General features: G+C 72.3%; 14 protein-coding genes. 9 read left to right on the top strand and 5 right to left on the bottom strand.

The features are described 5' to 3' along the window. The first annotated feature begins 107 nt into the window (after nt 1-107). The 5 genes from WME75_RS42860 (at nt 108) to WME75_RS42880 (ending at nt 8,160) form a co-directional block, all read left to right on the top strand. Nucleotides 108-2,588: a ricin-type beta-trefoil lectin domain protein gene (locus tag WME75_RS42860; RefSeq protein WP_437483334.1), complete on the top strand. Its 2,481-nt coding sequence runs from the start codon at nt 108-110 to the stop codon at nt 2,586-2,588. 512 nt (nt 2,589-3,100) lie between these two features. Beyond that, nucleotides 3,101-3,667: an acyltransferase family protein gene (locus WME75_RS42865; protein WP_437483337.1), complete on the top strand. Its 567-nt coding sequence runs from the start codon at nt 3,101-3,103 to the stop codon at nt 3,665-3,667. A 38-nt stretch (nt 3,668-3,705) separates the two neighbouring features. Further along, nucleotides 3,706-5,121, top strand: a complete 1,416-nt coding sequence (locus WME75_RS42870; protein ID WP_437483340.1) for a sugar porter family MFS transporter — start codon at nt 3,706-3,708, stop codon at nt 5,119-5,121. 151 nt (nt 5,122-5,272) lie between these two features. Further along, a complete protein-coding gene (locus WME75_RS42875) occupies nt 5,273-6,799 on the top strand; it encodes a serine/threonine-protein kinase (RefSeq protein WP_437483343.1) in 1,527 nt (508 codons plus the stop codon). Nucleotides 6,800-6,870: 71 nt separating this feature from the next. Beyond that, complete coding sequence (locus tag WME75_RS42880; protein WP_437483346.1) at nt 6,871-8,160, top strand: Hsp70 family protein; 1,290 nt, start codon at nt 6,871-6,873, stop codon at nt 8,158-8,160. Nucleotides 8,161-9,322: 1,162 nt separating this feature from the next. Here WME75_RS42880 and WME75_RS42885 read toward each other — a convergent pair. Next, entirely contained in the window at nt 9,323-10,612 is a 1,290-nt protein-coding gene (locus WME75_RS42885; RefSeq protein WP_437483349.1) for a metallophosphoesterase, read from the bottom strand. Nucleotides 10,613-11,436: 824 nt separating this feature from the next. Between WME75_RS42885 and WME75_RS42890 the strand changes: the two genes are divergently transcribed. Both WME75_RS42890 and WME75_RS42895 read left to right on the top strand, forming a co-directional pair. Further along, complete coding sequence (locus tag WME75_RS42890) at nt 11,437-12,876, top strand: glycoside hydrolase family 6 protein (protein WP_437483352.1); 1,440 nt, start codon at nt 11,437-11,439, stop codon at nt 12,874-12,876. 271 nt (nt 12,877-13,147) lie between these two features. Then, nucleotides 13,148-14,092: a LysR family transcriptional regulator gene (locus WME75_RS42895; RefSeq protein ID WP_437483354.1), complete on the top strand. Its 945-nt coding sequence runs from the start codon at nt 13,148-13,150 to the stop codon at nt 14,090-14,092. A 37-nt stretch (nt 14,093-14,129) separates the two neighbouring features. On the opposite strand, the gene WME75_RS42900 is transcribed toward WME75_RS42895, so the two are convergent. Both WME75_RS42900 and WME75_RS42905 read right to left on the bottom strand, forming a co-directional pair. Further along, nucleotides 14,130-15,209 carry a hypothetical protein gene (locus WME75_RS42900; protein WP_437483357.1) on the bottom strand — a complete coding sequence of 360 codons (1,080 nt, stop codon included), beginning with the start codon at nt 15,207-15,209 and terminating at the stop codon, nt 14,130-14,132. A gap of 61 nt (nt 15,210-15,270) precedes the next feature. Beyond that, nucleotides 15,271-15,936, bottom strand: coding sequence for a DsbA family protein (locus WME75_RS42905; RefSeq protein WP_437483360.1), 666 nt, complete (start codon nt 15,934-15,936; stop codon nt 15,271-15,273). A gap of 416 nt (nt 15,937-16,352) precedes the next feature. Between WME75_RS42905 and WME75_RS42910 the strand changes: the two genes are divergently transcribed. Beyond that, the gene (locus WME75_RS42910; RefSeq protein ID WP_437483363.1) at nt 16,353-19,202 is read left to right on the top strand and encodes an Eco57I restriction-modification methylase domain-containing protein; all 2,850 of its coding nucleotides are present in this window, start codon (nt 16,353-16,355) and stop codon (nt 19,200-19,202) included. 48 nt (nt 19,203-19,250) lie between these two features. Here the strand turns inward: WME75_RS42910 and WME75_RS42915 are convergent, their stop codons facing one another. Continuing rightward, a complete protein-coding gene (locus tag WME75_RS42915; RefSeq protein ID WP_437483366.1) occupies nt 19,251-19,721 on the bottom strand; it encodes a response regulator in 471 nt (156 codons plus the stop codon). 730 nt (nt 19,722-20,451) lie between these two features. Continuing rightward, nucleotides 20,452-22,767, bottom strand: coding sequence for an SdrD B-like domain-containing protein (locus WME75_RS42920; RefSeq protein WP_437483369.1), 2,316 nt, complete (start codon nt 22,765-22,767; stop codon nt 20,452-20,454). An 831-nt stretch (nt 22,768-23,598) separates the two neighbouring features. Between WME75_RS42920 and WME75_RS42925 the strand changes: the two genes are divergently transcribed. Then, complete coding sequence (locus WME75_RS42925; protein ID WP_437483372.1) at nt 23,599-24,978, top strand: hypothetical protein; 1,380 nt, start codon at nt 23,599-23,601, stop codon at nt 24,976-24,978. The last annotated feature ends 71 nt before the right edge of the window (nt 24,979-25,049 follow it).

The raw sequence follows: 25,049 nt of genomic DNA on the forward strand, positions 1-25,049 counted from the left end.
GGATACCGCCGGAGCCTCGCCCATCCCACGCCCATCGCCCGGGCACGCATCCTGCTCTCGCGCCTGCTCGCCTCGCGACCCGCGCGGCTCGAAGGCAGGAGTGTCCAGTGTCCAGTTCAAAACAGCCCAAGTCTCCCTCTCGCTGGCAGCGCGCCGCAGCGCGCAGCCTTCTCCTCATCGGATTGCTCGGACCGGGCGGGCTCGCCGCCGGGTGCTACGCCTCCGACGACGCCGCGCCGGGCGACGAATCCGGGGAGGCCGCCGGGGCGCTCACGCTGCCCGCAGGGAGCCAGTTTCATGATCTCTACATGGTCGCCCACGAGGATGACGACCTGCTGTTCATGAGCCCGGACGTGCGTGAGAGCATTCGCGCCGGGCACACCGTGCGCACCGTCTATCTCACGGCCGGCGACGCCGGCGACACAAGCGCCTACTGGAAGGATGGGCGCGAGGCGGGCATCCGCGCGGCCTATGCGCTCATGGCCGGCGTGGCCAACCGCTGGACCGCCAGCGTCGATACGGTGAACGAAAAGCCCACCTACCGCTTCACGCTCGACGGCAACCGCCGCGTCTCCGTCGTCTTCCTGCGCTTGCCCGACGGCGGCGGCGGCGACGGCTTCGCCTCCCCCTCGGGCGACACCGATTGTAACCGCCCGGGTCACAAGAGCCTGCGCAACCTGTGGAACGATACGACGGGCGCCTCCACGGTCCCGGTGCTCGGTACGTGGGGCAGCTGCGCCGGCACCACCTACACGAAGAGCGAGCTCGGCGCGGTCCTGCGCTCGCTCGTGGAGCGCTTCGCCCCGACGCGCATGCACATCCAGGACCTGAGCGATCTCTACGGCGGCGACCACTCCGATCACGTCCACGCGGCGAAGTTCGCGTTCAATGCGCATCACGCCTACGCGCCGGACCACCAGCTCGTCGTGCACCGCGACTACAACATCGCGAACGAGGAGGAGAACCTCTCGGCGCAGCAGAAGGCGGACAAGACCGACGTCTTCTGCGCCTACGCGGCGCATGACGCGCATATCGGCGACTGCTCGACCTACGGCGACAGCGCGCACGGCTCATGGCTGGGCAGCCAGTACCAGAGCGCCCAGATCACCTATGCGGACGGGTGGCTCGCCGGCCTGTCGGACAAGTGCCTCGACCTCCCGGGCGGCAACACCACGAACGGCACAACGCTCCAGATCCGGGACTGCGCCGGCGTGCCCAACCAGCGATGGACCCTCGAGGGCGGCAAGATCCAGCTCACCGGCACGGACAAGTGCGTCGATCTCCGGGGCGCGAACACCACGAACGGCACGCCCGTCCAGATCTGGGACTGCGTCGACGTGCCCAACCAGAAGTGGACCCTCACGAGCGACGGCATGCTGCGCGGGCTGGACGGCAAGTGCCTCGACGTGAGGGGCGCCAATCCGGCCAACGGCACGGTCGTCCAGGTCTGGGATTGCGTCGCGCAGCCGGCGAGCGGCGGCGGTCTGGAGGTCGTCCCGCGGCAGAGCTTTACCCCGCGCTTCGGCGTGGTGACCGGCTGGACGAGCGGCGGCCTGCTCAGCGACGGCGACGCGTCCGGCCTCTACGGGGACCATTCGTATTACTATGGCTCGGTCCGCCTCGGCGACGTGAACGGCGATCACCTGGCGGACGTCTGCGGCCGCCGCCCCGACGGCGTTTACTGCGCCCTGAACCAGGGCGGATCCGGCTTCGGCGCTCCCGCGCTCTACACAGCCGAGTTCAGCGACGCGCGCGGCTGGGCCACCGAGATGCACGGCATGACGCTCATGCTCGGGGACGTGGACCACGACGGCCGCGCCGACGTCTGCGGCCGCGGCGGCGCCGGCATCCTCTGCGCGACCGCGAACGCGACCGGCACCGCCTTCGTGCCCGACTTTCGCGCCTGGACCACGTCATTCTCGAACGCGACCGAGTTCGCGGCCGGCGCGCAATACCATGGCTCGCTGCGCCTCGTGGACGTGGACGGCGACGGCTACGCCGACGTCTGCGGCCGCGGCGCCGGCGGCATTCAGTGCGCGATCAACGATCAGCACCGCGCCTTCCAGCCCGCCGCCACGTGGCTCGGCACCGAGTACCTCGACGCGCTCGGCTGGAGCGCGGAGCGGCACGGCATGACCCTCGCGTTCGGCGACATCAACGGCGACGGTCGCGCCGACGTGTGCGGCCGCGGCGCCGCCAAGATCATCTGCGCCACCGGCAAGGCCGGCGGCGGCGGCTTCGAGGACCCGCGCAGGTGGTCGCTGCGGAACGATTTCGCCGACACCGGGACCCCGACCGGCTGGGACGCGTCGCGCGCCTATTATGGGTCCATTCGCCTCGGCGACATCAATGGAGACGGCTACGCCGACGTGTGCGGTCGCAGCCCCACAGGCCTGGTCTGCGGGCTGTCGAGCGGCAGCGGCTTCGATCGCATGCGCCCGATCCTGCCGCAGGACTACACGAACGCCGCGGGCTGGGGCGTCGACCGCCACGGCATGACGCTGGAGCTCGCCGACCTCGACGGCGACGGCGCGCTCGACGTGTGCGGCCGCGGCGCCGCCGCCATCCTCTGCGCCCACGCCCGGTAGCGCTCCCGGACCTCCACGCCGCCCGGATCGCGCGGGCAGCAGACGTTCTTTGCCCCTCTCCACGGGCGGCACGCCCGCGGCAGGGCGCGGGGGCAGCGCCGCGCCCCGGCGTGCTCGTCCCGCTCGCGCAGGGCCGCCACGGAGATCTCGGCGGCAGCGAGGACGCCGTTCCGGCACCCTGCTCCGATCGTCGTGGATGCGTTCATGCCATATCGCCCGCCGATGCGTCCAGGTTGCTCGCAGAGCACCTCGAGCGAGATCGGGTGACCACCGGTCGAGATTTGACGACGAATGATGATTTTGGTCGTGACCTCATCGACCAGTTTTGCTCGTCAAAGTGACCAGGTTCGCTCTGGTCACGACATTACTCCTCGGACGTCTGTCCGACGTGGATTCGATCTCGCTCGTCGCCGGAAGCTCGCGTTTCTTGCTATGATGGGCACTGCTCCCGATTTCGTGCATCGGTGACGCGGTCGTGTCGTCGGGTGGGTGTCGACGAGGTCGTTCTGTACATGAAGGCTTCCCTCTCCATGCAAGCCGCAGGTGAACCGCCCGCCATCGCGCCGAGCGTGCAGATCCCGAAGCCGCGGGTGGAGTGGGTCGATTACGCGAAGGGCATCTGCATCTTCTTCGTCGTGATGCTGCACGCGAATGACGTCGCGCAGGAGCGGATGCGCGAGATCGGCTGGCTCGAGGAGGTCGTCAAGTTCGCCCGGCCGTTCCGCATGCCCGACTTCTTCCTGATCGCCGGCCTTTTCCTGGCGAGCGCGCTGCGCCGGCCGTGGCGGCGCTACCTCGACACAAAGGTCGTGCACTTCCTCTACTACTATCTGCTGTGGATGACGCTGCGCTTCGTGGTCGTGGACCTCGAGCCCCTGGTCCGCGCGGACGACGCCTCAGCGCGCGGGGTCGTGCTGGCCTATTTACGGCGCTGGATCGATCCGATCGGCACGCTGTGGTTCATCCACATGCTGCCGATCTTCTTCGTCGTGACCCGCCTGACGCGATCGGTCCCGCCCCGCTGGCATCCCGCTGCTCTGGGCGCCCAGCCCCATGGGCGCCTGCGGCGCTCGAGCTGACGAGGCGCCGGCGGCACGCTTCGTGGTTCACCGGGCTCATGGGAGAGCCAGCGGGGCAGCAGGGGGACGGACGCGGCGACAAGCACCCCTCCACGATACGGATTGCCCTGATCGCGTCCGTCGCCGCGCTGGGCGGCTTCCTGTTCGGGTTCGACACCGCCGTGATCAACGGTGCCGTCGGCGCGCTGGAGAGGATGTTCAGAGCGCACACGGTCGCGGTCGGCCTGTCCGTGTCCTCGGCGCTGCTCGGCGCGGCCGTCGGCGCGGTGCTCGCGGGCAGGCTGGCCGATCGCTACGGCCGGACACGGACCATGCTGGTGAACTCGCTTGTCTTCGTCGTCAGCGCGGCGGGCTCGGGGGCGGCGCTCTCGCCCTGGGACTTCAGCGCGTGGAGGGTGCTCGGGGGCGTGGCCATCGGCGCGGCCAGCGTCGTCGCTCCGGCGTACATCGCCGAGATCGCGCCGGCTCACCTGCGCGGCCGCCTCGGATCGCTCCAGCAGCTCGCGATCGTGCTCGGTATCTTCGTCGCCCTGCTCGGCGATTACGCCATCGCGACGTCCGCGGGCTCGGCGTCAAACCCGTTCTGGCTCGGGGCCAGCGCCTGGCGATGGATGTTCTGGAGCGCCATCCCCCCGGCGCTCCTCTATGGGATCGGCGCGCTGCTGATCCCCGAGTCCCCGCGCTATCTCGTGGCGAGGGGCCGTGTGGCCGAGGCGCTCGCCGTGCTTCGTGGCCTCCTCGGCGCGGCCGCCCAGGCGAAGCTCCTCGCGATCCAGAGGACGCTCTCGTCCGAGCACCGGCCCAGGCTCGCCGACCTGCGGGGGCGCTCAGGGCTGCTCCGCATCGTCTGGATCGGCATCGGCCTGTCGGCGTTCCAGCAGCTCGTGGGCATCAACGTCATCTTCTATTACTCGAGCGTCCTCTGGCAGGCGGTCGGGTTCTCCGAGCGAAGCGCCCTCGCGATCACGGTCATCACCGGCGTCACGAACATCGCGACCACCCTCCTCGCCATCGCGACCGTCGACCGCGTCGGGCGCAGGCCGCTGCTCATCGCGGGCTCGATCGGCATGGCCCTGACGCTCGGCACCCTGGCGGCCGTGTTCGCCGCCGCGGGCGAGGACGCCGCGGGCAACCCCGTGCTGACGGGCGCCGCCGGCCCCATCGCGCTCCTCGCGGCCAATCTCTATGTCTTCTGCTTCGGGGCGTCCTGGGGTCCGGTGACGTGGGTGCTGCTCGGGGAGATGTTCGAGAACCGCATCCGCGCCCTCGCCCTCTCGATCGCGGCGGCCGCGCAATGGCTGGCGAACTTCCTCGTGACCGCCACGTTCCCCGTGCTCAAGGTCGCCGGCCTGGGCATCGCCTACGGGCTCTACACCGCCGCCGCGGCGGCCTCGCTCGTGTTCGTCATCGCCTTCATCCCCGAGACGAAGGGCAAGGAGCTCGAGGAGATGTGATCGCCGGCGGCAGGGCCGGCGCGGCCGAGATCCGTCGCGCCGGGAACCCGCTTATGTTCTAGACTGCCGGTCGATGGTCGAGCTAGCCAGGCACGTCGACCCGGACCAGGCGCGGCAGGCACCCCCGGAACGACCTACCCGACGCTGCCCCGTGTGCGCCGTCCGGTACCCGCTCGACTTCCTCGTCTGCCCCATCGACGCGACCGCCCTGGAGCTCCAGGGCGTGACCGCGACCGATCCGATGGTCGGCGAGCTGCTCGCCGGGAGCTTCTGCATCACCGGCGTGATCGGCGCGGGCGGCATGGGCCGCGTCTACGTCGCCGAGCACATCCGCCTGCCCAAGCGCTTCGCCGTCAAGGTGCCGCACGAGCACTTCGCCAGCCACCGGGAGGCGATGGCCCGCTTCGAGCGCGAGGCGCAGACGATCGCGCGCGTGGGCAACGAGCACGTGATCGACGTGGTGGACATCGTGCGCCTCAAGGACGGGCGCCCGTGCATGGTGACCGAGCTGCTCAACGGCGAGGATCTCGGCGGCCTCCTCGACCAGGTCGGCAAGCTGCCGCTCCCGACCGCCATCACCATCTCGCGCCAGGTCTGCCGGGGCCTGGCCGCGGCCCACGCGACCGGCGTCGTCCACCGCGACCTCAAGCCGTCGAACCTGTTCCTCGTCCGGCGCGAGGGGGGCAGCATCCACGTGAAGATCCTCGACTTCGGGGTCGCCAAGGTGCTCGACGGCGCCGATCTCACCCGCACGGGCTCGGTGGTCGGCACGCCGCAGTACATGGCGCCGGAGCAGGCGCGAGGCTCGGCCCAGGTCGACTCCCGCGCGGACATCTACGCGGTCGGCGCCGTGCTCTACCGCATGCTCACGGGCGAGCGCCCCTTCCCCGAGGAGGAGCCGGCCCGGACGATGATCCGCCTGCTCACCGAGGATCCGCGGCGCCCGCGCGACATCGACAAGACCATCCCGGAGGGGCTCGAGGCGCTGATCCAGCGCGCCATGGCCCGGACGCGCGAGGACCGGCCGCCCTCCGCGCAGGAGCTCGACCGCCTGCTCGCCGACTTCGACATGCAGGACCCGTTCGGGCCCGCGCGCGCGCTCGGCACGACCACGGCGATGACCGACGGCGCGCCGAACGACGAGATCGCCACGGTCGTCATCCCCAACGCCCAGGGCAGCCAGAGCGCGGACGACGTGACGCGCAGGGCGCGGCGGGCGCGGCCCGTCGCGCTGCTGCTGTCCATCGCGGTGAGCCTCGCCGCGGGCGCGGCGGTCTTCACGAGCGCCGCGATGGTCCTCCGCACGGTCTACGGCGTCACCGAGCGGCGGGCGCTCAGCGAGACGGAGATGCTCATCGCCGCGGGCGTCGCGGGGGCGCTCTCGCTCTTCGCGTTCAGCGCGACGATCCGGGTCCTCATCGGGCGCTGGCGGAGCGCGCCGGCCATGGAGCGCCTCGGCAAGGGCCTCCTGGCCGCGCTCGCGTGGCTGTTCCTCTCGTGCGGCGTCCTCGCGCTCGGCGTCGCCGCCTACAACGCATTCGCGCTGCCGATCCCCGCCCTGGGGCTCGCCCCGACCGACTGGCTCGGCTGGCTCAACATCGGCGCGATCGCCCTGCCGGCCCTGATCGCGCTCGTCGCGCTCCTCGTGGCGCTGCGGCGCGTGACGCGCGTGTCCTAGCGAGCTTGTCAACAGCGGTTGGATCGGCGAGATCCCCGTCCCCGCCAGGCACCCCACGAGGAGGCGAGATCATGTCCGCACGGTTCAGGCCCGAGGTGTATGCCGTCGATTTCGGTACCTCCAACTCGCTGCTCTCGGCGGCCAGCGCGGAGGCGACCTGCCCGCCCATCCCGCTCGACGGCGCGGCGGCCGACCCCACCGTCCTCCGGAGCCTGCTGTTCTTCGGGCAGCAGCACTTCTCCTGCGGCGCGGCGGCGATCGGGGACTTCGTCGCGAACGGCATGCAAGGCCGCTTCATCCGCTCGATCAAGAAATACCTCCCTGACCGGAGCTTCTCGGGCACGCAGATCGGGCACCGGCTCGTGACCATCGAGGACCTGATCGGCCGCTTCCTGCGCGAGATGCGCGAGCGGGCGAACCGCCACTTCGACGCGGACGTCGCGCGCGTCGTGCTGGGCAGGCCGGCGAAGTTCTCGACCGACCCGGCGGAGGACCGCCTCGCCGAGGAGCGGCTCGAGCGGGCGGCGCGCATCGCCGGCTTTCGCGACGTCTTCTTCTGCCCCGAGCCGGTCGCCGCGGCGCACGACTTTCACCTGGAGCTCGACCGCGGGGCCGTCGTCCTCGTCGCCGATTTCGGCGGAGGGACGTCCGATTACACGATCGTGCGGATGCGGCCGGAGGGGTTCACGCCGTCCGACGTGCTCTCGCTCGGCGGCGTCTCCATCGCGGGGGACGCGCTCGACGGCAGCGTCATGCGCCACAAGATCGCCCGCCACTTCGGGGCGGAGGTCACCTACCGCGTCCCGCTCGGCTCGAACCAGCTGACCATGCCCCGGCCCATCGTCGAGAAGCTCTGTTCCCCGGCCGACATGACGGTGCTCCAGCACCGCGATGTCCTCGCCTTCCTCCGCGACGTGAGGGCGTGGTCCCTCGGGTCCGAGGATCGGCAGCGCATGGATAACCTGCTCTGCCTCGTGGAAGACTCGCTCGCTTTCCGGCTCTTCGAGGAGATCGAGCGCAGCAAGTGCGCGCTGTCCGGCGAGGCGGTCACGGAGTTCCGGTTCGATTATCCGTCAATGCACATCCGCGAGCGCATCGCGCGGGAGGAGTTCGACGCCGGGAGCGAGCGGCAGATCGACGCGATCCTCCGCGCGCTCGACCAGACGGTGCAGGACGCCGGCGTGTCGTTCGATGGGGTCGACGTCGTGTGCTGCACGGGCGGGACCGCGAGGGTGCCAGCCCTCCGGCGCGGCATCGAGCGGCGGTTCGGCGAGGGCAAGGTGAGGCAGCTGCGCAGCTTCCACTCGGTCGTGCAGGGGCTCGCCGAGCGCGCGCGCGGCATCGCCGCCGCGTCCGCCTGAGCGGGCGCCGGCGCGCGGCGAGGGCGCGGCCGCACCGGGCGAGGGCGCGTCCGCATCGGGCGAGGGCGAGGCGCCGCCGAGCCAGCGGGGATCGCCCTCGACGACCCACGGGTATACCTCGTGGAGCGCGCGCTCCATCAGGCCGCCGTAGCTGTGGCCGGCGCCCTCGGCGTGCAGGACGCGCGCGGTCACGCCGCCGCGCTCGAGCATCGCCTGCGTCTTGCGCGCCTGCGCCGCGCAGTAGGCCCCCCCGCACGCGAGCAGCACCCGCGCCCCGCCGCCGCCGCGAAAGCGCCGGACGGTGCCCGGCGTCCACTCGCCGAAGCCGCCGTATCCGCCCTCGATCAGCGCCGCCCGGGCGAAGCGCGCGGCGTGCCCGGGCAAGAGCAGCGCGCCCATGATCGCGCCCTGCGAGTACCCCGCATAGACCGGGTCGCGGAGATCCACCCGATCCCCGAAGCGCGTCGACAGCGCCGAGACGGCCGCGGCGACCTCGCGGCTCAGCGCGTGGTGGTCCGGGTAGTAGAAGATCCGCCCGCCATCCGGCGCCCGGGCGTCGATGGGCTTGCCGCGCGGGCAGAGCACGAACCCGGCCCCTCGCACCATCGGGCGCCAGAGCTCGCAGTGCCATTCGGGCCGATCGCCCGCGCCGTGCGCGACAACGAGCACGGGCCGCGGCCCCTCGCCGCGCGCCGTCACGACCACCGCAGGTCCGAAGCCGGGGACCTCGATCTCGAGGAGCGCCGGCTCCTCCGCAGGCGGCGGAGGCTCCGGCGCCGGCTCGAAGCCGTCCGCCGGGCCGCCCGCCGGCGGGGCGATGGGCGCATCGCTCCGGCCGACAGGGGCGGCGAGCGGCGGGCGCGCGCACCCCTCGGCGAAGGTCGCGAGCAGCAGGCCCAGCAAGAGCGCCCCTCGCGGGCCACAGGTCGGCAGCGGTCGTCGGATCGTCGCGCGCGTCGCGCTCATCGCGCGTCAGAGCCTGAACACCCTCGGCACGAGAATCAAGAACCGGAGGACACGCCCTATCGCGAAAATTATCGAGGACCTTCGGGAGCTCGCGATCGCCGCCGGAGATCACCGCCGCTCTCGAGCCCCTGCCCGCATCGGCTCGACAGGCGCCAGGCGGGCTCAGCGACGGCGGCCCCGGGCATCGCGCCAGGCGTCAGGCGGCGACGAGCACGATGCGGCTCACCTCGGGGGGCGCCCCGATGCGCGCGGGCGGCCCGGCGGTGCCGAAGCCGCGGTTGATGTAGAGGTGCGCGCTGCCGCGCTTGTAGAGCCCGGCCACGTAGCCGTGCGGGAGCACCAGGTCGGCAGGCCGGACGAGCGGGTTCACCTGGCCGCCGTGGGTATGGCCGCTGAGCTGCAAGGCCACCTCGCCGGCGGCGTCGGGGAAGAACACCGGGTTGTGGCAGAGCAGCACGCGCGGCAGGTCGCCGGGCACGTCCGCGAGCGCGCGGCGGAGGTCGGGGCCGCCGCCGGGCACGCGCCCTCGCGCCCACACGTCGTCGACGCCGAGCAGCGCGAAGGCGCCGCCGGCCCCGCCCACGACGCTCCCCCGGTTGCTCAGCACGCGGGCGCCGCCGCGCTCCAGCGCGTCGAGCGCCGCGTCGATGCCGGCGAAATGGTCATGGTTGCCCGGGATCGCCGCGACCCCCTCCCGGGCGAGCGGGCCCAGCCTCCGGGTGAGCCGCCCGAGGTGCTCGGCATACGTCGGATTGAAATCGATGAGATCGCCCGTCATCACGACGAGATCGCCGCGCGCCTTGCGCACGAGATCCTCGGCGGCGCGCATCTGCGGCTCACCCACGAACAGCCCGAGATGGATGTCGGACAGCTGCACGATCGTGAAGCCATCCAGGCTGCGCGGCAGGCCCGGTATCGGGATGGCGACCTCTTCAATGACGTAGTCGTGTCGCCCGACCAGGGCGCCATACACCGCGCTGCCGCCGCCGATGAGGAAGGCGGAGCCGACGGCCCCGTTCGCGAGAAATGCGCGGCGGGGGAGCGCCGGCGGCGCGAGCGGCGCGAGCTGCGGCGAGAGCGGCTCGCCCGCGTCGCCGCCGTCCTCGCGCGCCCCTGGCTCGCCAGGGCGGTGCGCCACGTCCGCGTCTGCGGGGCGCGCGGCGGCTCGGGCGCGTCCGAGCGCGGCGCGCCCGAGCCGCGCGATCAGGTGCCCGAGGTCCACGATGGCGAGCAGGGCCGCGGAGAGCAGGACGCCGAGCGAGAGGATGCTGCTCACGAGCACCACCCCGCGGAGCACGCCCTCGGGCAGCACGCCCCGCCAGAGCCGCGCGGAGATCATCGCGAGCACGCCGGCGGCAAGCAGGCAGGCCAGCACGCGCCGGCCGCGCCGGCTCAAGCCGAGCAGGCCGGAGGCGCGCCGGTGCACGTACAGGCCAAGGGCCCCGAGGACGACGAGGAGGATCAGCGAGACGACGACGAAGCGCATGGCGGGCTCTGCGGGGCAGGGGGGGACCGAAGCCTAACCGATCGGCGGCGACCGGCCAGAAGCGGCTCGGTGGCGGCCCGGCGACGGGCGCGCCTGCGGACGGCGTCCCTCGACACGCGCTCCGCGCGACGCGGCCGGCCGGAGAGCCCACTCGTTATCAACACCATGAGCGCCGGCTGGATGAAGGCGCGCGGGCAAGCCGAGGATGAGCGCTGCACTCCCCACGATCACGGCACGACGCGCCCCCGGCGCGGTGCGTCTCAAAGTGCCACCCTGCGTCACTGCACGTCCGACTCGCCGCGCAACCCGAGCACGCTGCGGTTCAGAGAGGGTGAGCTCACCGTGACTCGCCGCGCAACCCGAGCACGCTGCGGTTCAGAGAGGGTGAGCTCACCGTCGGTGACGTACCTGGAAATCAACCCGAAACAGTTCTCGTTGTCTGCCATGTCACTTCGACGGCCAGGCCGCGCCGACCCGTCGCGTGGGTTGCGCGATGCGTTGGGCCCGGAGGCCATCCTCTCCCAGCGTGGTTTCCCCGTGCGAAACAGCCTTGCGGGCCGTTGTCGGACGCGCCATGTGACGCGCTCGCGACGCGCGTCGGAACGTCGTAAGTCGAGAGGCGGTCGAGAGGCGGTCGAGAGGCGGCGGACATTTCTATTCGCCGTGAAAAATAACCGCACGGCAGATTACGATGGAGCCACGCTGGCATGGGATAGCCGCCGTTTGTCCTTGCCCCTGCGAAACCCTTGGTCTAGGCTCGGCACGCTATTTTTGATACGTTGGATTTGCCTGGTTTCTTCAGTGACGTAGGTGAAAGGCTTAATATGCTGAGAAGGAATTCGCATCAGCTCGGGTTGGCAAAGTGGGTTGCGGTCCTCCTCACGACCGCCTCTTTTGCGGCGTGCTCGGGCGACGGGGGCGGCGGGAGCAGCAACGGAGAGGGCGGCGCCGGCGCGGGCGCGGGCACCCCGACGGGCAGCGGCGCGGGCGCCGGCACCCCGACGGGCAGCGGCGCGGGCACCCCGACGGGCAGCGGCGCGGGCGCCGGCACCCCGACGGGCAGCGGCGCGGGCGCGGGCACCCCGACGGGCAGCGGCGCGGGCGCGGGCACCCCGACGGGCACGGCCTCGACGGCGTCGGGCGGCAACTGCACCGGACCGGTCGACATCTCGACGGCGGACGGCAACCCGTTCGTGGGCGGGACGCTGTTCGTCGACCCGGAGTATATCGCGAAGGTCCAGTCGTCGATCGACAAGACGACGGACGCGGCCCTCGTCGAGAAGATGAAGAAGGTCCAGGAGATCCCGACCGCGTTCTGGCTCGACCGGATCGCGGCGGTCGACCGCCTCGAGGGGCACCTCGACGCCGCGCTCGCGCTCCAGAACCAGATCTGCGAGCCGGTCATTCCGGTCATCGTCGTGTACGACCTGCCGAACCGCGATTGCTTCGCCGAGGCCTCGAACGGCGAGCTCCGGGTCGAGAACGGCGGCGTCAAGCGGTACAGGGAAGAGTTCATCGATCGGATCGCCGCGATCTTCGCCGCGCGTCCGAACCAGCGCATCATCGCGATCATCGAGCCCGACTCGCTCCCCAACCTCGCGACGAATCTGGGCAAGAAGGACTGCACCCCGGAGACGGATACGGCCTACCGCGAGAACGTCGCGTACGCGCTCCAGAAGCTCAATATGGATCACGTGTACCAGTACATCGACGCGGCGCACTCGGGCTGGCTCGGCTGGGCGGACAACCAGAAGAAGGGCGCCGAGATCTTCGCCAGCGTCATCGAGGCCGCCGGCAATCCGAAGGGCGTTCGCGGCTTCGCGACCAACGTCGCGAACTACACGCAGCTCACCTACAGCTCGGAGAGCTACGATCAGCAGGACAACCCGTGCTTCGGCGAGTACGACTATGTCGATGCCATGGCCTCGGCGCTGGCGGCTGAAGGCCTCGGGGACAAGCACTTCATCATCGACACGAGCCGCAACGGCCGCGGCAACATCCGGTCGGACTGGGGCTTCTGGTGCAACAACGAGGGCGCCGGCATGGGCGAGCGGCCCCGGGCGAACCCGGGCGGAGCGACGCGCCTCGACGCCTTCTACTGGGTCAAGCCGCCGGGTGACTCCGACGGCACCGCCGACACGAGCGCGGAGCGCTACGACCTGTTCTGCGGCTACGAGAACGCAGATCAGCGCGCGCCGGAAGCGGGGTTCTGGTTCCACGAGTACTTCGTGGAGTGCGTGAAGAACGCCAACCCGCCGCTCTGATCGGCGTCGTCGGCTGCTCCAGGCCGTGACGAGCGCGCTCGATCGAGCGCGCGCCGGCGGCCGGGGCAGGCGAGGAGCGTAGAAAAAGGGGTCTACCCGCCCGCGGGCCGCGCGGCCGGCTGGAGGGTAGACCCCTTGGGAAAACGCTCCTCGCCTGCCCCGGCCGCCGCGCTGTTTTTGTCGAGCTCACAAGCGCAGGAGGCCCGCCGCCGGCGGGCTGACGGACGACCGACGCGCCGGGGCGCGGCGAGCCGTGGCAGGGTGACGCGCGGTGCACGACTCCATCACGCTCGACCAGCTGCGCACGTTCATCGCGGTCGCCGACGAGGGCAGCTTCTCGGCCGCGGCCAGGAAGCTCCACCGCGTCCAGTCGGCCGTGAGCCACGCGATGGCCAACCTGGAGGGCCAGCTCGGGGTCGTCCTCTGGGACCGATCGACGAGGATCCCGGCGCTCACGGAGCAGGGCCGCGTCCTGCTCGGCGCCGCGCGGCGGGTGTGCGCCGACGCGGACGCGCTCAGCAGCGCGGCGCAGCGGCTCGCCGGCGGCCTCGACCCGCTCGTCTCGCTGTGCGTCGACGCTGTCTTTCCGCTCTCCGCGCTCGTCGATCTCTGCGTCGAGTTCGCGCGCGTCTACCCCACCGTGGAGCTCGTCGTGCACACCGAGACCATGGCCGCCGTCGCCGATCGGGTGCTCGACGGGACCTGCCAGCTCGGGGTCGTGGGGCCGGCGGCGGCGGCCCAGGGGCTCGAGCGCCGTCACCTCACGTCCGTGCGCATGGTGCCAGTCGCCGGCAAGACGCACCCGCTCGCCGCCGCGCAGCAGCACGCCGGGCGCGTCGCGACCGATCAGCTGCGCGAGCACGTGCAGATCGTGCTGAGCGAGCGCGGCGGGGCGCGCTCACCGGAGCAGGCCGTGCTGTCCCCCCGCACCTGGCGTGTCGTCGATCTCCAGACCAAGCGAGAGCTCCTGTGCGCAGGGCTCGGCTGGGGAAACCTGCCAGAGCACATGATCCGCGACGATCTCAGGTCCGGACGTCTGGTCCGCGTCCGGCCGGAGGCGTGGGGAGAGGACGAGCACCTCCTGTCGCTCGCCGTGGTCCACCGGCCGGGGCTCGTGCTGGGCCCCGCGGGGCAGTGGGTGCTGAAGCGCCTCGTCGAGCTCTGCTGCGAGCACGTGGGGAGCCCGCACGAGGGGAGCCCCGAAGAGCCGCGTTGACCGCGGCCGCGGCGGCCGTCCGCGGGGAGCGCGGGCGTCAGAGCGACAGCCGCGAGAGCAGCTCGTTCACGCGGATCGCGGCCGCGACGCTCCCTGTGTCATGGGCGTAGTCCATGGCCGCGAACAGGTGGGTCTGCTCGAGGTCGAGCCGCTCCGGAGAGCGCTCGAGGAGCGCCACGTAGTGCTCGAAGAAGCGGCCCTGATCGAACCGCGTGCGCTTCATGAGGGCGTGGCGCACGGTCGCGTGCAGCGCGAAGCGGCCCGCGAGCGGCTCCTGCACAAGCCGGAAGCGGCGGAGCGACGCGAGGGCGTCGCCGGCGCTCCGCCCCGCCCGCGCGAGCTGCGCGAGCGAGCCCTCGTCGATGTGGTCGCCGTTCGAGTGCGCCAGCACCGCGAGCATCCGCCGCGCCGGCGGCGAGAGCCCGCGGAAGACCCAGGCGACGAGCAGGCCGACCTCGGGGAGGTCGTCCTCGTGATCGATGACCTGCACGCGGTCGACGCCGCCCGACACGAGCCAGCGGTGGAGCTCGGCGACGTCGGCCGCGCCGCCCTCGACGATGGCGTCGGCGAGCTCCAGGGAGACCGGGTTCCAGCGGAGCAGGCGGGTCAGCGAGGCGACCGCGGGGAAGGGGCTCTGCCCCGAGGTCACGAGGGGCGCGATGACCGGGAAGATGGAGACGCCGGCCACGAGGCAGCGCCGCGCCGTGATGACCCACGTCACCGCCTCGTCGCGGAGGCCGTCGAGCAGCTCGGCGACGGCGCGGTCGTGCTCGTGGTTGTCGAGCACGATGAGCATCTCGCCGAGCGCTCGCAGGCGGCGCCGCAGCGCCGGCAGCGAGGGCGACGGCCCGGCCCCGAAGCGGAGCGACAGCATCCCGAGCAGGGTGCGCGCGTCCCAGGCGCCGACCCGGAACCAGTGGATCCCGCCGGGGAGCTCGGCCGCGAGCCTGTGCCCGAGCGCGCACGCGAGCGTCGACTTGCCGCTGCCGCCCGTGCCGACGAGCGCGATGCGCGTCGGGCGCGACGCGCGCAGGGTCGCCGTGAGCGTCGCGAGCTCGCGGCGCCGGCCGTGCAGCGAGGGGGGGCGGGGAGGGAACACGAGCGGCGAGGCGGTCATCCCCGCGCGAGCGTACCAAAAACCGCGCGGGGAGCCGGCCGCTGTTGCGGTCGCCGCGCGCTCACCCGCGCGGGCCCGACGCGCGCAGGAGCTGCTCGATCGCGCGGGAGATCGGCTCCGGCGACATCGAGGAGAGGCGGAGCCGGCGGAGCCCCTCTCCCTCGCGGCTCAGGAACAGCGCCGGCACGCCGTGGACCTGGAGGTGAGCGGCCTCGGCCCGCGCGGCCTCGAGCTGCCGCACGACCTCCCCGCTGTCGCGCTGCGCCATCGCCCGCGCGGCGTCCACGCCCGGCAGCTCGGAGGCGATGCGCAGCAGGAGCTCGTCCGTGACCGGCGGGCGCTCGCGCGCCTGGATCCGGAAGAAGTTGTCGACGAACTCCCAGAGCCGGCCCTGCATGCCGACCGCCGCGGCCATGCGCGCGGCCTGCACGGAGCCCGGCCCGAGGAACGTGAGGTTCCGGAACACGAGCTTCACCTGCCTCGTGCGCACGTGGCGGTCGAGGATCACGGGCAGGACCTCGAGCGCGTAATCCCGGCAATGCGAGCAGCGGAGATCCGAGAACTCGACGAGGGTGATCGGCGCGCCCGGATCCCCGAGGACGACGCCGTCCTGGGGAATGCCGGAATAGAGGTCGGCGCCCGCGCTGACGGCGCCGGTGGCCTCTTGTTCCGGCTCTTCTCCGGCGCCCTGGCAGGCCGAGATACCGAGCAAGATCGCGGCGATCAAGGCGCCGCGCCGCGCCGCGGAGCCAGGGTGTGAGTTGCGTGAATGAGCGAGTGCGTGCCGTTCGAGCGTCTGGGCCTTCATTCGAGGACACACGGCACGAACCGTACCTCCGCGCGGCGCTGCGCCGGGAATCCTTTCACGCGCATCCCGGTAAAGCGTGCTGGGGGAGGACCTCCGGGCGAGGAAGGACTCCTCTCCAGCGCGCCGCGCGTCGGGACCTCCGGGCGAGGAAGGACTCCTCTCCAGCGCGCCGCGCGTCAGGACCTCCGGGCGAGGAAGGACTCCTCTCCAGCGCGCCGCGCGTCGCCCGCCGGGGCGACGCTCCACCCGGGCCGCCGCCGCGGCCCTCGCGCGCCTCGGCGTCGGGGCTCTTGCCTGCACCCCGTCCTATCCGCAATGCTCCGTGCGGATCCCGCGTGTCCTCGGAATGCCCTCAGCTCGGCGCCTCCCTGCGCTGCGACCGTGAACGGGTCGACTCGTGCTCCCCGCGCGACGGCGCGAGGGAGGAGGGCGCGCCCGGCGAGCTCCGCCGCCAGCCCGCGCCGCCTGGCCACGGCGTGGCCAGGCAGCTCCGCGAGCAGGCGCAGGGCGCGCTCGGCGAGCTCCTCCGCGGCGTTCAGTCGGCCGATCCGCAGGGCGGCGGCGCGGCCTCGGGCGGCTCCGCCGCGGGCCGGCGGCACCTCCGCGCCGGCCTCGTGACCGCGTTGATGCGGCTCATCCTCCTCCTCTACGCCGAGGCGCGCGGCCTGCTCGCCGGCGCGGACGGCGACGGCGCTCCGCTCGCGCGGCTCTTCGAGGAGCTCCAGGAGGAGCGGCGGCGGGGCGGCGACCTCGGGCATCGCCACGGCGCGTGGGCGCGCGTCGCGGCGCTCTTCCGTGCGCTCCTCGAGCGCGGTCCCGGGGGCGCGCGCGGCGGCCTCTGCGGCCCGGACGCGCACCCTCTGCTGGACGGTCGATCCTCGCTCAGCGATGGCGTGCTCCACCGCGTGCTCGCGGCGCTCCTCGCGCATGACGGCGCGCCGGTGCGCTACGGCGAGCTCGAGGTCGAGCACATCGGCACGCTCTACGAGGGCCTGATCGCCTTCGATCTCGAGATCGCCGAGGGCGAGTCGATGGCGCTCCTGCCGTCGCACGCGGTCGTCGACCTGGAGGCGCTCCTCGCCCTCCCGGGTGGCGAGCGCCTCGCGCGGCTCGAGGAGGTGGCGGACCTCCGGCTCGGCGCGCGCCTCGCCGCCAGCGTGGTCGCGGCGGGCAGCGTGGCCGAGCTGTCGCAGGCGCTCGCGCGCCGCGCTTCCCCGCGCCAGCCGGGCCGCCTCGCGCGGGGCACGCTCTATCTCCAGCCGGGGCAGCTCCGGCGGCGCGCGGGCTCGTACTACACGCCGCGCGACATCACGCGCCACGTCGTCGAGCGCACGCTGTCGCCGCTGCTCGCGCGGGCCGGCGGGCCGCCGGCGCCGGACGACATCCTCTCGCTCGCGGTGTGCGATCCCGCGATGGGCTCCGGCGCGTTCCTCGTGGAGGCGTGCCGCCAGCTCGCCGCGCACCTCGCCGCCGCCTGGCAGCGCGCCGGCGCGACGCCGGGCCTCGCCCCCGGGGAGCCGCCGCTCCGCCGCGCGATGGCGCTCGTGGCCGAGCGCTGTCTGTACGGGGTCGACCTCGACCCGCTCGCGGTCGACCTCGCCAGGCTCTCGCTCTGGCTTGTCGTGCAGGACGCGGACCTCCCGCCGAGCCTCCTCGATGGGAAGCTCCGCTGCGGCGACAGCCTCATCGGCGCCGAGCGCGCGGAGGTCGGCGCGTTCCCGGCCGCGGCGTGGACGCGCGGCGGGCCCGCGGACGCCGCCGGGGAGCGCCGGGCGCGGCGGTCCCTGTCGCGGCGAGCTCCTGCGCGCCGGTCGCCGGCGCGCGCCGAGGGGGCGGCCTGCGACAGCGCCGAGCGCGCCGAGGGCGCGGATCAGGCGGCGCTCGACGCCTGGATGGCCCTGTGGTTCTGGCCGTCCGAAGGCGAGCTCGCGGCCCTGGCGCCCGGGCCGGCCACGTTCGCGCGCTACATGGCCGCGGCGGGCGATCCGGCCGAGCCGCGGGCGGCTGTGTCGCGCCGCATCGCCGAGGGGCGCCGGTTCCTGCACTGGGAGCTCGCGTTCCCCGGCGCCTTCGATCGCGCGGAGCCCGGCTTCGACGCCGTGATCGGCAATCCGCCCTGGGTCGCGTACGTCGGCCGCGCGGCGCAGCCGATCGCGCCCGAGGTCTTCAACCTCTATCTCCGGAGGAACCCGGCCTTCCATGGCTACCGCTCGCTGCACGGCCTGTTCGTGCACCGGGCTGCGTCGCTGCTCCGGCCGGGCGGGCGGCTCGGCCTCGTCATCCCCACGTCGGTGGCGGACCTCGATGGCTACCGCCCCACGCGGCGCGCGCACGACGCGCTCTGCGCCGTCGACCCTGACCTCCCGAGCTTCGGCAGCGACGCGTTCGAGGGCGTCTTCCAGCCGTGCATGGGCCTCCTCTCGACCCGCCTCGCGCCCCCGTCCCCCCGGGCGGCGGCGAGCGCCCCCTGCTGGTCGCTCGCGCGCTCGGATCTCGACGGCGTGTCCCGGCGGCTCCTCGATCGGCTCGGCGCGCTCAGCCCGCTGCCGGCCGCGCTGTTCGGGGAGCGCGGCTTCCAGACGTCGGCCGAGGACGCCGAGCGCATCCGGCGCGCGGACGTCCCCGTGCCGCCGTACACCTGCCCCATCCGCGAGGGCACCGACGTGGGCGAGCTCATCGCGCGCGCGCCGCGCCACCACGTCGATCGCGCGGGCGTGAAGGGCCGCTTCCGGAAGGACGAGGACTGGAAGGCGGTGCGGCTGCTGATCCGCCAGACCGCCCGCTACCCGATCGCCGCGCTGAGCGACGGCCTCCCGTTTCGCAACTCGATCCTGGCCGGCTTCTGCGACGCCACCTGGAGCGAGTTCGCGCTGCTCTGCTACCTCAACTCCTCCCCTGTGCGCTGGTGGCATTACACCCGACACCGGGATGCGCGCGAGGGCATGCCGCAGGTGAAGATCGCGCACCTGCGGGCGATCCCGGCGCCCCCTCCGGCGCGGGCCGACCTGATCGGCGCGCTCGACGCGCTCGGGCGGGAGCTCGGCCCGGCGAACGCAGGCCTGCCGGCCGAGGCGCGGCGCCACCTGGACGGCGTGGTGGCGAGCATGCTGGAGATGACCGAGGAGGAGCGGAGCTGCGTCGCGCGCTGGGCGGCGGCGACGCCCCTCCCGCGGCCGGACGGCTGAGCGCGGCGTCCGGCGGCCCCGCGGGGGTACGGGGCGCGCTCTTCGTTATCAGTAGCCGCCGTCGAAGCCGGGCGCGTCCTTCAGGTTGAACAGGACGCTGCGGAGATCATCCAGCTCGAACGGTTTCTCGAAGACCGCCGAGGCGCCCAGGCTTCGTGCGGCCGCGTGGAGGTGGGGGTCGCCGAACCCCGTGATCAGGATGACCGGCGGCCGGCGTCTCAGCTCGGCGAGGCCCTCCAGGATCTCCATCCCCGAGAAGCAGGGCATCTGGATATCGCTGACGATCACGTCGATCGGCTCCGGGGGCTCCTTCCCACCGAGCCAGGGCGCCACCTTGTCGAGCAGCTCGAGGCCATTGCGCGCCTCGGACACCTCGAACCCGTCGCGGCGGAGCGCCATCGCGAGCGTGGAGCGCATGTCGTCGTCGTCTTCGGCCAGGACGATATGCTGGCCTTTACCGAACAAACCGCAAGGCGGGACCAAGGGCTTATCGCCAATCCAGCTTTCGGTGAGGTTCATGGCAGCTTCTCCTTCTTCTGGCCCGCCCCTCGTGGACCTTCGGGCCGTCTACCGAGGTCCTCGGAGCTCAGCACCGCATGAATTGCAGCGCCCGTGCCACGCTGTCCTGGTTTGCGGTGGAGCGGGCTCGACGATGTCATCGCGCGCGCGGGGCGCGCCGCTGTCCGCGGTGTAAGCCGTGCCAGCGGGAGCCACGTCCCGTGCGGTAGGGGCAATTTGCCGCGCAAGGGGCAGAACACGCCCATCGCCGCCGGGGCACTCCGGTCCCCTGCCTCGGCGGGGCCGGTGCGTCGTGGTGTGGTCGCGATTCACCATCGCGCGCAGGGTCGTTCCACTCGCAGCGGGAGCGCCGGTGCGTCGCGTGTCACGGTCGGCGATCTTACCTGCGCCCGGAGGCCGTGGGCCGGAGAGGTCGGCGACCTTGGAACCGCCGGAACGGTCGCGGGGTCGAGGGCGCCTGTGGAGCGAGGGGGTGGCCGGATCTGAACAGGAAGGCGGGGAGGCGGGAAGAAAAGCTCAAGGATCTTCCCGCCTTCATGGGATTCGCTCCGGGGCAAAGGGCCACCCGCTGGAGCGATGAGGCTGCCTCTCGTGGACGGGCTCGTTCGGTGGGGAGTCGCGGGGGAGGGGAGCAGCGAGGGGCAGGGAGGGGGGGATGGGCCAGCGCCGGTACGCTCGAGTCAGGTCGCTCGGGCGGGCGCTGGCCCAGGGGGGCGCCGGGGCTTATCGGTCAGCGGCAGCCGCGGTCGTGGTCGCGGTCATCCCGGTCGTTGTCGCAGTCCAGGTCATCGCGGTGCGGGGCGCAGAGGTAGCCGTTGTTGTACCTGTCGAGCTTCTCGGCGAGCGGCTCGCCGCTCTCCCACGGGGAGTTCTTGCCCTTGTCCTTGACGTTGCTGCCGAGCGGGTACTTCTTGAGCCACGCATCCGCCTTGGCGATGGTGTCCTCGATGCAGCTCGACTGGTTGCCGATACCGACGTTGAGCTTGGCGACGATGAGGTGCTTCGCGATGATGTACGTGACGTCGCCCTTGGTCGGACGGCTGATGATGTCGAGGAGCTGGGACTTCGTGTACGTCTTGTTACCGATCGTCAGCTTCGAGACCTTCCACGCGCCCGGGTGGTTCTTCCAGTAGCCGGGGGAGCCGGTGCCGGGGGACGCGCACTGGCAGGTGCCGCAGTCGGCCGCGCAGCTCGAGCAGTTCTCGATGCCCGCCTTGCAGACTCCGTCGCCGCAGACCGGCGCGCACGCGCCGCAGTCGGCCGCGCAGCTCCCGCAGGTCTCACCGACCTCGCAGACGCCGCTGCCGCAGACCGGCGGGCAGATGCCGCAGTCGCTCGGGCACTCGAGGCAGCTCTCGCCGGCCTCGCAGCTGTCGTTGCCGCAGACCGCGGGGCAAGCGCCGCAGTCGCCGGCGCAGTTCGAGCAGTCCTCGCCGTTCTCGCAGACGTTGTTGCCGCAGACCGCGGGGCAGGCGCCGCAGTCGTCCGAGCAGGTGCCGCAGTCCTCGCCGGCCTCGCACGTGTCGTTGCCGCAGACGGGCGGGCAGGCGCCGCAGTCGTCCGAGCAGCTCCCGCAGCTCTCGCTCGCGTCGCAGGTGCCGTCGCCGCAGACGGGCGCGCAGACGTCGCAGTCGGTGCTGCAGCTCCCGCAGTCCTCGCCGATCCCGCAGGTGCCGTCGCCGCAGACGGGCGGGCAGATGCCGCAGTCGACGGCGCAGGTGGAGCAGCTCTCGTCGCCGCCGCAGACGCCGTTGCCGCAGGAGAGCTGGTAGCCGAAGTCCGCGTCGAGGAGGTCCTGGGCCCAGCCGAGCGCGACCGTGCCGACGTTGTCGAGCCCGCCGTCCGGGTCCGCCGTCTGCTCCTGTCCGGCGAGCGGACCGCTCGTCATGAAGTTGTCGGAGGTGATGACCACCGAGTAGGTGCCCGCCGAGAGCGTGTCGAAGAGATAGAAGCCGGGCTGGCCGGTGTAGGGGCTGTTGCCGGTGAGGGTGAAGTCGAGCATCTGGTCGCCCTGGAACAGCTCGACGCGGACGCCGTTGACGCCGAGCTCGCCCGTCTCCGGCTCGTAGAGCCCGTCGGCGTCGCTGTCGAGCCAGACCGTGTCGCCGATCGACGAGTACGTCACGTACCCGAAGTCGGCGTCGGTCACGTTCTCTCCCGCGTCGAGGGACACGGCGAGCGGCTCGTCGTCGGTGGTAAGGAAATGCCCGAGCGGCAGCGTCGCGTCGTCGACGGCGACGACATAACAGCCCGCTTCGACGTCGCTGAAGCGGTAGACGCCTGTCGCGCCGGTCGCGGTCGTCTGCATGGCGGCGCCGTCGGCCGAGCCGTCGCAGTTCGTGTCGGCGAAGAGGTCGACGACGACGTCGGCGATGCCGGGCTCGGAGGCGTCCTCGATGCCGTCGGCGTTCGCGTCGAACCACACCTTGTCGCCGATCGTGCCCTTTGGCGCCGTGTAACAGACCTCGAGGAGGGGGCGGTACGAAGCGTCGGTGTGGGCGCTGCCTTTGTAAGAGGTCTTTCCGGAGGAGGCCTCTTCGAGGAGGATCCCGTAGCTCGGCGAGACGCCGCTCACCCAGTCCTGCACGAGCCCGGTGAGGTCGACCGAGCTCCATCCTGTGACGTTGGGCACGAACGAGGTGAACGTGGCGGGGTCGATGCCGCCGAGGTTGTTCCAGGTGACGCCCTCCTCGGTCCAGGGGGCGAGCACCTGGTGGACGTACACGGTCTGGGCCGTGCTCGTGTAGGTCAGGGCGTAGAACTTGGCCGACGTGACGAGCGAGCCGGCGGGGATGGGGCTCAGATCGAAGCGGAAGAGGGCGCGCTTCTCGCCGACGGTGCTGGAGTAGCCGGTGTTCACTTCATGCGGGGACGGGACGTGATAGCTCGGGGCAAGGCTCCAGATCTCGGCGTTGTAGATGTCGCCCAGGACACCCCGCTTGATCACGGTGCACGTGGGGGACGGTGAAGAGGTGTTGGCGAGGCTTGTGGCGGCGATGAACAGGGTGGCGAGCGCGGCGGATGAGGCGATTGCGACTTGCTTCATTTGTAGCTCCTTGAGGTCCTCACAGGTGAACCATTGCTGGAGCGTCATCCGGATGGCAGTTGCCATGACACACGGGTCAGGCGAGGTCGTTTCGCGGGCTCCTATCGGACTGCGCCCCGCGGGCTGATCAGGATCAGATCAGGTACGCGGGTGCTTTGGCTTCGATCGGAGAGCGGATGCGCAAAGGGACAGTGTTCAAGTTAGCAACTCACTACTGGAAGTGTCCAGATCTTTTTTCTGGGAGACACAAGAAAACCACCGAGGTGCGCAGTGACAATTTTGGGACAATTTTGGGACGTGCGGTGACGCTTTTGGGCCGTTTGCGTTCCGTGAAGAGGAGCGCAGGGACGAGGGAGATCCGCAGCATGGGTGGATGGGCGCGCGATGGGTACGCGGCGGGTGCGGGGCGTGCGGCGGCGCGTTGTGACATCTCGCGCGTCTCGCGCGTCTCGCACGCTTTGCCTCCTCCGCACGCTCCGCAGCCCTCTCCAGCCCTCATGCCGGCCAGGGGCTGAACAGGATCGGATCAGGCACGCGGGAGTGTCTGACGAGATTTGATGCAGAGCGCGCACGGGACCATTTTTCAAGATAACGAATCTCTGTTTCGCCTGTCTAGACCCTTTTCCAGGCCCGCCGCTTTTTCATGTGTTGCGGCCTGCGCCCGGAGGGCGCCGCCGCGCGTCGCGCGTCGCGCCGGGTCGCGTTCTCGCTCGTTCTCGCTCGTCCTCGCCCGCCCTGGACGAGGGGGGAGGACGCGAGGAGCGAGCGAGCCGCCCCGGGCTGCGAGCCTGCCGGCTGCCGTCCGTGCGCGGGCGCTGCTAGGGTTCGGCTGTGGGACGCCCGCTGCTCGCCTCGCCGGCCCTGCTCCTCGCGTCGTTCGCGTCGCTTGCGTCGCTCGCGTCGCTCGCTCTTCCGGGCACGGGCGCGGCGCAGGGCCAGCCGAAGCTGAGCGGGGCCTGGACCGCGAGCGCGCTCTCCGAACAGTGGTCGGTCGACGCGTGGGGGGAGGCGTGCGGGCCCAGGCCGCGCCCGCAGGGCGCCCCGGGCGGCGCCGTGCAGATCCAGCAGCACGGCTCGGAGCTCTCGATCTCGGGCGCCGGACGGTCGTGGAGCACCGCCGAGTGCTGGGAGCAGATGCCCGGGCTCGCGCGCAGCAAGCACTCGGCGTCCGGCAACGCGCGCTCCTGGCAGACGCGCTGCACGACGCCGCCGAACGACCCCCGCCGGGCGGTCGTCACCACGACGACGCAGGCGACCGACACAAGCCTCCACATGGTGGAGACGGGGCAGTACGAGTTCATCATCCAGGACACGACCTGCAGCGCCTCCGTGACGAGGACGCGGTCCTACACGCTCGTCCGGCGCGAGGGCGAGGCGCCCCCCGCGGCGAGCGCTCCGCCCATCGCGAGCGCTCCGCCCGCCGCGCCCGCCGCCTCCGAGAAGAAGCCCGCCGCCACGCGCACCTGCGATGCGCCCGGCGATCCGGCGCGCCTCGAGGTCACGCCGTCGCGCAAGCTCATGCGGCCGGGCGAGCGCTTTCAGTTCCGCGCCCTGGTCATGGATGCGGCAGGATGCGCGCTCCCGACGAGGCCCGCGTGGTCGATCGCGTCCGGGCCGCTCGCGTCCGCCGCGACGGTCGACGCGACCGGCGCCCTCTCGCTCGGCGCCGACGCGGGCGAGGGGGCGCTCGGCCTCGTGGCGACCGTCGCCGGCAAGGGCGTGACCGTCGCGATCGAGGTGACGAGCCCCGACCGGTACGACGCGCTCCTCGCCACGAGCGGGCTCAACGAGGCCGGTGAGAGCGATCAGGCCGCCGTCGTGGTGATCGCGGCCGGCACCATCGGCGGGCGCACCACCTCGGGCGAGGACCTGGGACGCCAGCGCAAGAACCTGTTCGTCGCCATCGTGGGCGGGGTCGCCGCCTGCCTCGGGTTTGCGGGGCTGATCCTGCTGCGCCGCGGGCGCCGGCGCGCCGGCGGCGAGCTCGAAGGCCCCGCGTCGACGGGCGGCGCCCTCGGCGGGGAGCGCGGCGGCGCCGGGGCCGAGGATGCGCCGGCGTCGACCGGTGCCGCGCTCGCGGCGCCGGCCGCGGGCGGCGCCGGGCCGGCGCCGCGGGTTCGCGGAAAGATCTGCCCTACCTGCGGCGAGCGCTATCCGGGCGAGGCGATGTTCTGCGGGAAAGACGGCACGCAGCTGCTCTTGCTCAACTGAGCGCGTCGCCCTTGCGCGTCGCGCGGGCATGGGCGCGCGCTGCGTCATCTCGCTGCGCTGCGCCGGCGGCG

The organism is Sorangium sp. So ce1014 (assembly GCF_051521505.1).
GTDB lineage: Bacteria > Myxococcota_A > Polyangia > Polyangiales > Polyangiaceae > Sorangium.

What these genes read in the sequence shown, in the direction of transcription:
- WME75_RS42865 (WP_437483337.1), top strand. Translation starts at nt 3,101, where the DNA reads ATGAAGGCTTCCCTCTCCATGCAAGCCGCAGGTGAACCGCCCGCCATC.
- WME75_RS42870 (WP_437483340.1), top strand. Translation starts at nt 3,706, where the DNA reads ATGGGAGAGCCAGCGGGGCAGCAGGGGGACGGACGCGGCGACAAGCAC.
- WME75_RS42880 (WP_437483346.1), top strand. Translation starts at nt 6,871, where the DNA reads ATGTCCGCACGGTTCAGGCCCGAGGTGTATGCCGTCGATTTCGGTACC.
- WME75_RS42885 (WP_437483349.1), bottom strand. Translation starts at nt 10,612, where the DNA reads ATGCGCTTCGTCGTCGTCTCGCTGATCCTCCTCGTCGTCCTCGGGGCC.
- WME75_RS42890 (WP_437483352.1), top strand. Translation starts at nt 11,437, where the DNA reads ATGCTGAGAAGGAATTCGCATCAGCTCGGGTTGGCAAAGTGGGTTGCG.
- WME75_RS42900 (WP_437483357.1), bottom strand. Translation starts at nt 15,209, where the DNA reads ATGACCGCCTCGCCGCTCGTGTTCCCTCCCCGCCCCCCCTCGCTGCAC.
- WME75_RS42915 (WP_437483366.1), bottom strand. Translation starts at nt 19,721, where the DNA reads ATGAACCTCACCGAAAGCTGGATTGGCGATAAGCCCTTGGTCCCGCCT.
- WME75_RS42920 (WP_437483369.1), bottom strand. Translation starts at nt 22,767, where the DNA reads ATGAAGCAAGTCGCAATCGCCTCATCCGCCGCGCTCGCCACCCTGTTC.